The organism is Shewanella profunda (assembly GCF_023283765.1).
GTDB classification, from domain to species: Bacteria; Pseudomonadota; Gammaproteobacteria; order Enterobacterales; family Shewanellaceae; genus Shewanella; species Shewanella profunda.
This window is the reverse complement of record NZ_JAKILG010000052.1, coordinates 21796-29384: the sequence shown is the minus strand read 5'-3', so window position 1 is coordinate 29384 and position 7589 is coordinate 21796. Positions and strand designations below refer to the sequence as shown.

The window sequence follows — 7589 nt, the reverse complement described above, 5'->3', positions numbered from 1 at the left end:
TACCATCACGTAGTGCTTGAATGGCAGCATTGATATCAAAAGTAGGTGTGGTCATAAATCATCTCTTTTTGGTATAGCTTAAAGAAATGACACAGAAATTTGAACACTACCGCTAATTATTGATAACATCATTAATGATGATCCTAATGGATACAAGGAAAGCATGGAGATCCTTTCAAACTGGAGATCCAGTCATGTAAATGCGCTCAAGCACATGTCAAATGTTATTCAATTAGCTTGTGATAAAATTGATAAAAAGCATATTGTTGTATCCAGATTAAAACGAACACCATCAATTATAAATAAGCTAAAACGTTTCGATGGAATGAAACTGAGAAATATGCAGGATATTGCAGGTTGCCGAGCAATATTAGCAACTACAAAAAATGTCTATAAATTACGTAGGGAGTTAAATAAAAATAGAATGTTTAAGGTTACTGATTATATTGAAAACCCCAAAGAGGATGGCTATAGAGGTATTCATCTAATCGGAAAATATAAAGACGAAGATAATGGTGTTGACTATCCAGTCGAAATCCAGTTAAGAAGTACTATTCAACATTCATGGGCAACAGCGATTGAAATTGTAGACCTTTTCACTAACCAAAGCTTAAAAAGTAATAAAGGTGAAAAAGAATGGTTAGAATTCTTTAAGCTTGCAAGCAATGAGTTCAGCAAAATAGAAGAAAGAACTCAAGAAGATGTTTTTGAGTCATTGATGTTGACTGTTTCTTATATAAAAAAATTGGATATTTATAAAAAATTCCATGCTTTTGCTAACTCATTAAAAACAATAGAAGAGCAAATGGAAATCGTTGATGATAGTTATAACTTGATAAGAGTTGACTTTTCAAAGAGTACAGTAAATGTATGGAACTACCCTGATGATTTATTCTCTGAGGCAGCGAAAAATTATTTAATTCTTGAAAAAGAAGCAGCAAAAAACCCAAGCTTTATTGTCGCTTTAGTATCATCGTCTTCCATAAATAATCTAAAAGAAGCCTTTCCTAACTATTTTGCAGACTCTGGTATTTTTATTAAGAATCTTAAGGAAATTGAACAAAAATATATACGTTATCAAGAAATGCAACCAAACTGGTTTTCACGTTGGCTGGCATTAGCTGGGTTTACGGGGAAAAAGGAATAAAACAGGTAACATGAAAAATTGAAAAGATCGGACATATGGTGAAGAAAAATCGAGCCACCCATTTTAAATCGTGTTGTTTAGTAAATGGACATCCATCGTTAAAAAGAAAATCGCAAGAAAATCGAGCCACCCATTTTAAATCGTGTTGTTTAGGATCCTCTACTAGACTCTGTAAAAGTGTTGATGTGGAGGAGTTACTATGCCGCGGCCTAGAAGAACTCAGATTAGTCTTGAAGACACCCCTTTTTATCACTGTTGCAGTCGTGTCGTTCGACGTGCTTTTTTATGTGGCGATGATGATTACTCAGGTAAAAACTATGACCATCGCCGCGCTTGGGTAGAGTCGCTACTGTTTGAACTCGAAGCCGTTTTTGCAATAGATATGGTGGCCTTTGCGGTGATGTCCAATCATCTACATGTGGTTTTACGCATTGATGTAGAGACAGCAAACCGCTGGAGCGACAGGGAGGTGCTTGAGCAATGGCATAAGCTATTTAAAGGCGATGAATTAACGCAAAAATTTGCGCAGGGTGAATTGGTTGAGGCCCATGAGGTCAACAGATTAAGGCATTCAATAGCGATATATCGCAGCCGTTTATGTGATATCAGTTGGTTCATGCGCTGCTTAAACGAGCCGATAGCAAGACAAGCAAATCAAGAAGATAACTGTACAGGTCGCTTTTGGGAAGGTCGCTTTAAGTCACAGGCTCTACTTGATGAAGCCGCCGTTTTAGCCTGTATGACCTATGTTGATTTGAATCCTATCAGAGCCCAAATGGCTGGTACGCTGGAACAATCCGACCATACCAGTATTCAACTGCGTATTCGGGCAGCATTGAAAGGTGAACAGCCCAACAATCTACTGCCTTTTATCGGCAATGAACGCGATAACCAACCTAATGGAATCGCGTTTGAGCTCAAGGATTATCTGGAGTTAGTTGAGGATACAGGGCGAGTCATCCGCAACGACAAGCGTGGTGCCATCAGTGAAAATAGCACCAAGTTACTGACTAGGTTAAATATATCCCACGACAATTGGCTTAAGCTTACCACTGAGTTTGGCAAGCTATTTCATGGCCCAGTCGGTACGCTGCAAGAACTGACTGATTACTGCGAACACTTAGAAAAGCGACGACGGCACTTTGCTAAATGCTGTCAGCACCTCAACACTGGCTGATTTCAAGCCTGTTTCATTGACCGTTCCTTTCAAGACCGCCAACAAGACAATGGGCTGGGCTTTTTTTACTAAAAATCTTCGTTTTTTAGCCAAATAGGTTAATTGAGTCAGTCATAATCCTTTGAAGCCATACCTCGCTCGCTTTTTAGCTACTAAGTGACTTTTAGTCACTTGAATGCTAACCGAAAGTGCATAATGTTCTTGTTTTATAATGGGTGGCCTGATTTATTCTGCAAACCATCCTTGAAGGCTACGAATTGGCTCTATCTCTTGAGCACGAGATGTGATCAAGAGACAGGCCTAGGGCGCCTTTTCAATTTAAGTCATTCACAAACTTAACCAATACATCGCAGATGATTAAGCACTGTCATTCCAGTGACACGCCATAAACTCATCCATGAGGGCTCGACGACGGCATCCATGCCGTCAACGGTCACTTACATGCCAATGCTTAATTCAACCAACTCTTCAGTAATCTGTATGCCTTTTTACAAGCATACACTTTGCAAATTTAACAATGGGTGGCACGTTAAATTCTTAATCAATAACAAAGATATTGAAAATTAAACTCTCGCATAACGTAAGCATTAGCAAAAGAAAATTCGTCTAAATTAACTGTCAGCGAAATTGTTAAATGCTCAGGGAAAGCAAAACTACTTTGCTCAAATTCTTCAGTCTGCAAACCTACTACACCATTCATTTGAGAAAACTCGTTGATCATGCGCTCTAAACCATCAAATAATGTTTCATCATGAGCTTGACCGCTTTCTGTTAGCACAAGAGTAATAGAAAAATGATATAAATCAGCATCCTCATCACTTTCAGGTGTAACAAAAATTCTCACTGAATGAACATGCTCCTGATTTTCTGACAAAAAATCAGTAAACCAAAAGTTACTTTTCTTAAAATAATCTATTAAGATTCGATTAAATTTATCAGGAAAAGGCTCTCTCCTATAAGCCAAAAGACGCCAGTCTAGTACGATTTTCATACTAGTTATACTCAAAGAGCTTTTCACCTTTAAATCTTCGCTAGAAAGAGCTTCAATCAAAAGTTCCTTAGAAACTTTAGTTAGTAAAGCTTCTTCAGTCTCATATATATCACCCTCGAAATTCACATATAGTTTGCTATAATCTTTGCCAAGTAGTAGATGCTGAACTTTCGATTCATCTTTAACAGTTTTCTTTTTAAGTTGAGCTAACTCAATATATTTACCACTGGATATTGTACAATCTTGGGTGAGTACGACATAAAGATGTGATTTAGACACACCTTTTGGCTCAAAAATACCATATCGACCCTTTTTGATATTATCTTCAAGTACTTTAAACTCAGCTGACTGAATAGTTAGATGTTCAGAAAAACCTAAGACAGTACCTTGCCGAACGCCTATATTTATTAGCTCATCCAACTAACTTTCCTCAACCATATCAGGCCATCTTACCTACGCCACTAAGCCTAAGATTAACTTTAGACGCATCCATATCTGATTTAATTATTTTCATACCTTGTACTTTCTCTGACACTTCCGCAACTAAAGGCATAACTTTGCTAAAGTTATCAGAGTTGGTAACTAAATGCTGAATTAGAGTTTTACGTTCAACTAGAACATTTCTAACTCCATTTTTAATACTGTTTCCATATATAGCTTCAACTGATGATAAAAAACTATATAGACAATGGTACGTTGTCATATCTTTTACATTCGCACCTTTTCTATGCAAATCAAGAGTTGCTCTTGATACACCTAATAATTTGGCAATCTCATTAATCTTTAGGCCTAATACTTCCTGTCCTTTCAAAACACAATCATTGACACTAATCGTATCTTGCGGAGTAAGTATTAATTGTTCATAACTTACACATTTTTCACTTTCGACATGACTAAACAAATAGTGAAAGCTACTATCATTAGAGCTAACTAATTGAACATATTGATTACTATCATTAACAGTCAATGTTATTGGCAAAAACCTTGCCTGAGCATCCACGTATCGAACAAGCTCTGCTCTAGCTATATAACTAGGAGCATCGATAATACTGCTTAAATAATCCATAAAAGTCTCCTTAGTTAGCCTGCACTTGCCATATTCCTGCACAAATTTCAGGCACTAACATATGGTCAAAAGTTTTACGACTTTCAATATATAGTAATTCAAGCATTTCACGAATCTTAGTAGTATCAACAGAATCCATATTGATCAATGAGCCGCACGCTGTATGCACAATTGCATACTCATGCTGTTCTTTAGAAATAAAAAGTCTTTCAACATCTAAAGGCATTGATAGCTTAGAATCAGGTTCCAATAGTGAATCAGGCAAATACTTTCTTTTTTGAGCGTCTGAAACTTTAAACTGTTCTAAGTTTATAGACACCTTACTTGAACCTGAAGCTAACACACGAGTAAAACTCGTTGCACCAACTTTTAAAGCATCGTCATCATCACTATAAAATTGTTCCATAGGCATAGTGACGCTCGAAGCAAACATATCTTTTAGCTGGCATTGTAGTGGCACAAAAAGATCGACATAATGTAACTCTATCTCTCTGAGCTTATTACCCATCGCAATCCCATGAGCAAGACACATATCAATCAACAATTTAAACTCATCCAAAAAACGAGTATGGTTGTCATATTCCGATAATCTCAATTCAATCGTATTTTCATCAATAACAGCACATCTTCGTCTGTCTGCTGAGAAATATCCGACCCTTTCAGCATTAGTAGGGATTGCACTGAATTGATTGTCTGATTGTTTTAATCGAACACCCATTACTTTACTGACGGTGTAAGAAACAAAGCTATGCGATTCAAGCGCTGTAAGAAGGCTCTTATATTTCTCGTCGCTATAGCTACCAATCGACTCAAAAAATATTAATTTTGCAGCCGTGTAAACAACAGGTGGATTTTGAAACTTGGTAGCCATAAAAAAACCTTAATAAGACAAAAAACTAGACGTTTTATTTGACGTGATTATGAGCAAAAAGTTCAAGCATTGCAATGTAAAAGATGATTACTCACGGAAAGATGGAACATGGTAAAGGATGGGGCAGGCACATATCTTTGAGGATTAACAGCAAACACCGAGATCACAGAAGTTCACCCTCCCCTCGGAGTTGCCGCAGGGCATTTGCGTTCGTTGCGTGATCGAGGCATGGATGCCGAGATAGCGTCAGTCGAATCAGGGACGAGCGTCTGACGCGATAGCATAAGGATGCTAATTGCCCAAGGGGCTTTCAACTCCGTTGGAGGCGTCATGGAGCATCCAAGGAGGATAGGACGAGCAGTCCTCCTTGGTCGGGTGTGGGGTGAAGCCCCACGACGTTGATTTTGACTTTGATTAAAAAAATAAAAACTCGGAGGGGCTTATTAGTAATATAAAAAAGGTGCAACACTTCCTGTGTTACACCTTTTAAATACGTTCTAATATTCAGCTTATAAGTATTAAAGATCTACTTATAATTAGAATCGATTAATTAGAAGCGATATTCTACGCCTATGCTGGCCTGTTTAAAGTCCGTTTCTGTGTCTGCACCATTGGCAACGTTATCTGCATTAATTTCTGCGTCATACCAAGTGTACTCAGCATTGATTAAAAATCTGTCTGTGACTTTAAATGCGACACCTGCACCAGCAAATACACCTTCATCATCTTTATTCCCAGAAAAGCCGACTACTTCATAATCTGTGGAATACCATAACTGCCCAGCTTTCGCGTACAACTCGACTCGGTCTACAATAGGGAACATGACTTTAAGACCAGCGGTATAACCATCCGTTTCAGCGTTAGCTAGGTTATTGCCATAATCGCCAAAGTTAATGTATCCGCCTTCAAGGGCTAAGTACTGGTTGAAGCGATAACCAACAAGACCTTGAATAACATCGCTATTATCATCAAAATCATCAGCACCATCGACCTTTAAATACCCATAGTTAGCGCCTACATAGATGCCATTTTGTGCAACGTCGCTGTTGTTCGAACTATTGGCATGGGAATATGTACTAAAAGAGACTAAGGAAATAATGGCCGCTAAAGTAATAATGTTATTTTTCATAAAGTAATCCTAGTTAATTAATTTAAATACACTAAGAATGCTACAAAATTAATGCCAACCTTATATAACTAATATTTTATTAATCCAAGACAGCACAACTTACCTTTACTATCAACAACCTGTATCATTTTATTTATTGAGAAATGGAGCAAGATGAACGATAAAAAGATAAATCATCTTACGTTTTAGATATTCAAGCTCTATTAATTCTGTATTAATGTATTTTTTGCCTATTCAATTGTAACTATTTCACAAAAAAAATAAATTACAAAATTATTACATTTAATTAATTTCGTTATCATTTATATTAAGTTGAATATATTTTAAAGCAAGTTTAAAGCCAAATGTTGCCCGAGTTGCCAAACCTTCAATAAAAGGTCAAATCTTCACACAGACAAATAACGCATTACCCGATGCTAAATTCCACGGGACAATTTTTTCATAATCATGTTCGAAAATATGCACTTCAAAATAAGGAGCTAACAGCTCCTGCAGCTCGGCAAAACTAGTAGCGACCATTGCGTGTTGATCTTGCCATAGCTCGGTCTTGTGCATGGTAACGTCTGGTAACTCCGAAGCATTAAGCGCTATATCTGAGAGTAGGCTAAATGGCTGATGGCTTTTCTCAATACTCAGATTTAACGACTGCTTTTCACCCTCGCCACTGTAATGCCAGCCGGATTCGAAAGCGAAATGATCCCCCTCAAACTCGGCAAAATGCCTAATCGATGAAGCGTTATCGATACAATGTTTATCAACTGAATTAAAGCAAAACAGCCCACCGTCATTAAGCGCACTGTGCACACTAGCAATACAGCTTTTAAGGCGTTCGATACAGGCACTGTAATGGATGGAATATAAAAAACAGGTGATCAGATCGACGCGCTGATCTAAATAAAAAGCCGTCATATCTTGGAGGTTAAACTGTGCTTCTGGGCAACGACGCATAGCCATATCGAGCATAGGCTGATTGATATCTAGGCCACTACACTGGTAGCCAAAATCGATAAAATGCCGCACATGGGGACCGGTTCCACAGGCTAAATCAAGGTGTTGTTTACCGTTATTGCCCAGAAACTGATGCAGACGATGGATGCTCGCGCTCTGTTGCTGGTAGTTGATATCGGAACACATTAAATCGTAATAGCCGGATAAATCGGTATAGAGCGCGTTAGAATACATAATGTTCAATGTGATGTCAGGCAGTT

General features: G+C 37.8%; 7 protein-coding genes. 2 read left to right on the top strand and 5 right to left on the bottom strand.

All coding sequences use genetic code 11. The features are described from left to right. Positions 1 to 214: 214 nt before the first annotated feature. Together L2744_RS18610 and L2744_RS18605 are read left to right on the top strand one after the other, a co-directional pair. Positions 215 to 1147 (top strand): RelA/SpoT domain-containing protein, encoded by a 933-nt coding sequence (locus tag L2744_RS18610; RefSeq protein ID WP_248993296.1) that lies wholly within the window; start codon positions 215 to 217, stop codon positions 1145 to 1147. Between the two features lie 199 nt (positions 1148 to 1346). Then, positions 1347 to 2324, top strand: coding sequence for a transposase (locus L2744_RS18605; RefSeq protein WP_248993295.1), 978 nt, complete (start codon positions 1347 to 1349; stop codon positions 2322 to 2324). Positions 2325 to 2865: 541 nt separating this feature from the next. Here L2744_RS18605 and L2744_RS18600 read toward each other — a convergent pair. From L2744_RS18600 to L2744_RS18580, 5 genes are all read right to left on the bottom strand, one after another. Continuing rightward, positions 2866 to 3735 (bottom strand): hypothetical protein, encoded by an 870-nt coding sequence (locus L2744_RS18600; RefSeq protein WP_248993294.1) that lies wholly within the window; start codon positions 3733 to 3735, stop codon positions 2866 to 2868. A 19-nt stretch (positions 3736 to 3754) separates the two neighbouring features. Continuing rightward, complete coding sequence (locus L2744_RS18595; RefSeq protein WP_248993293.1) at positions 3755 to 4381, bottom strand: hypothetical protein; 627 nt, start codon at positions 4379 to 4381, stop codon at positions 3755 to 3757. A gap of 10 nt (positions 4382 to 4391) precedes the next feature. Beyond that, a complete protein-coding gene (locus L2744_RS18590; RefSeq protein ID WP_248993292.1) occupies positions 4392 to 5252 on the bottom strand; it encodes a hypothetical protein in 861 nt (286 codons plus the stop codon). A 550-nt stretch (positions 5253 to 5802) separates the two neighbouring features. Then, positions 5803 to 6381: a porin family protein gene (locus L2744_RS18585; protein WP_248993291.1), complete on the bottom strand. Its 579-nt coding sequence runs from the start codon at positions 6379 to 6381 to the stop codon at positions 5803 to 5805. Between the two features lie 378 nt (positions 6382 to 6759). Beyond that, positions 6760 to 7563: a class I SAM-dependent DNA methyltransferase gene (locus tag L2744_RS18580; protein WP_248993290.1), complete on the bottom strand. Its 804-nt coding sequence runs from the start codon at positions 7561 to 7563 to the stop codon at positions 6760 to 6762. Positions 7564 to 7589: the final 26 nt, after the last annotated feature.